Annotated in this window: 1 protein-coding gene and 1 pseudogene; both read right to left on the bottom strand. The window is 69.7% G+C overall.

The window, feature by feature from the left end:
- Positions 1 to 677 (bottom strand): annotated as a pseudogene (locus B0F77_RS50310) (non-ribosomal peptide synthetase); the annotation flags it as partial.
- Positions 662 to 1,651, bottom strand: a complete 990-nt coding sequence (locus tag B0F77_RS44385; RefSeq protein ID WP_425435822.1) for an acyl carrier protein — start codon at positions 1,649 to 1,651, stop codon at positions 662 to 664. The pseudogene B0F77_RS50310 and the gene B0F77_RS44385, both read right to left, overlap by 16 nt.
- Positions 1,652 to 1,977 lie beyond the last annotated feature (326 nt).

Genomic DNA, 1,977 nt, shown 5'->3' with positions numbered 1-1,977 from the left:
AGGATCTTCGCGGCGAACGCGATCCCCCAGAACCAGGCGGTCACGACTACCAGCGGGGCGATGGGCAGCGTGAACCGCAGCCATTCCCAGAACAGCCGGTTGATCCGCCGGATCAGGGAGGGCTCGTGGGTCAGCGCCCGGTCGACCCGCACGACCTCGCGCTGGGGCAGTTCGAAGGCCGGATGCCCGAACCACGAGCTGCCCGGCCGGACGACCTGGTCGTCCGCGACGGTGCTGATCCCGATCAGGATGTCGGACGGCAGCCGCTGGCCGCCCGCGATGACCGCGTGGTTGCCCAGGAACGTCCGTTCGCTGAGGTGGACCTCGGCCAGTGTGACCGCGCCCTGCTGGATTCTGGGCCCGCCCAGGTAGATGCCGTCGGCGAAGAACGTGTCGGGTCCGATGTGGACCAGCTCGGGGACCACGTCGATGATCGTGCTGATCTCGCAGCCGCGACCCACCTTCATGCCGGCCCAGCGCAGCCAGGTCGGCCAGTACAGGCCACCCGACAGCCACTTGTTGGCGGAGTCGACCAGCCCCGTCTTCAGCCAGATCCGGATGTACGCGGGGCTCCAGCGGCTGATGACCTTCTCCGTCACCGGGCCCAGTGCCCGTGCCACGAAGGCCTGAAACGCGACGGTGATCATCAGGGTGAGACACGTCAGCGCCGCGACCACACCGAAGANNGTGGTCGCGGCGCCGGCCCAACCAGCTGGGCGGGCACGCCGTCCCACCTCTCACCGTCCGGAATGGATTGACCGGCCGGCAGTGACGACAGTGCGGCGAGCCAGGAGTCGCGTCCCATCCGGGAGCCGGGGCCGAGACTCCCTCGGGTGTCCACGGTGGCCCCGTCGCCGATCCGGACCGGGCCGACGACGAGTTGCCCGTGCTCGAACTGGACGAGCCCGAGGTGCGCGTCCTGACCGAGCGTGACGTCGTCGCCGATGTCCAGCAGATCCCAGCCGCCCTGGGTCAGGTTGACGCCACGGTGGATGTGCACGCGCTGGCCGATCCTGGCGCCGAGCGCGCGCAACGCCATGCACTGGAACTCCGTCCCGGCGATGCTCTTCCACGGGATGATGCGCACGACGTGCTGCACGATCCACATGCGCACGCGGAGATCACCCCACGCGGGAGCGCGTCCCGGCTGGTAGCGGCCGATCAGCATCGTCTTCACCCGCACGGCGATCCACACGGAGATCGGTGTCCAGACGAGACTCAGCGGCGCGAGGACGACCGGCACGATCAGCACGAGCGGCAGCAGGCCGATCAGGCCGGCCACCCACGGCAGGAACTTGAAGGTGACCAGGTAGGCCACCGGTGCGAGGAGAAGGAGTTCCAGTGCCAGCCACCACGACTGCTCGGCGGTCACCGCGGCCGCGTCGCGAGCGGAGGCCACCGTGGGCTCCGGCGCCGGCTCCTGCGGTGCCTGTGTCCCGGGGCTGACCCGCTGCGCCAGCCCGATGACCGTGCGCGCCTCGTAGACGTCCCGGACCGTGATGGCCTCGGTGATCGGGTTGGCCCTGAGCTTGGAGATGAGGATCGCGGCCTGCAACGAGGTGCCGCCGAGGTCGTCGAAGAAGTCGTCCTGCGCTGACACACCCCCGGTGGCCAGGTCGAACACCTCGCAGATCGCGACGGCGATCACCATCTCGACCGGATTCATCCTGCCGGTGTCACCGCGCGAATGGCGACGGCGCTCGGGCATGCTGAGCACGGGCAGGTCGGCACGTTTGAGCTTGCCGCCCGCGCTGCGCGGCAGGACGTCGATCAGACCGAACATCGACGGCACCATGTAGGACGGAAGTTCCGCCCGCNNACGTTCCACGTGCGGCGGGCGCATCCGGTCCGCCACGACGAGATGTGCCGCGATCGCCTGCGCCGGGCCTTCGCCCTGGACCCGGCAGGCCGCTTCCTGCACGCCCTCGCAGCGGGCCAGGGACGTCTCGATCGCCTCCAGCTCGATCCGGTAGCCGC

The organism is Lentzea kentuckyensis, from assembly GCF_002150765.1.
Taxonomy (GTDB): Bacteria; Actinomycetota; Actinomycetes; order Mycobacteriales; family Pseudonocardiaceae; genus Lentzea; species Lentzea kentuckyensis.
The sequence above is the reverse complement of the archived record's forward strand: the minus strand, read 5'-3'. Positions and strand labels throughout refer to the sequence as shown.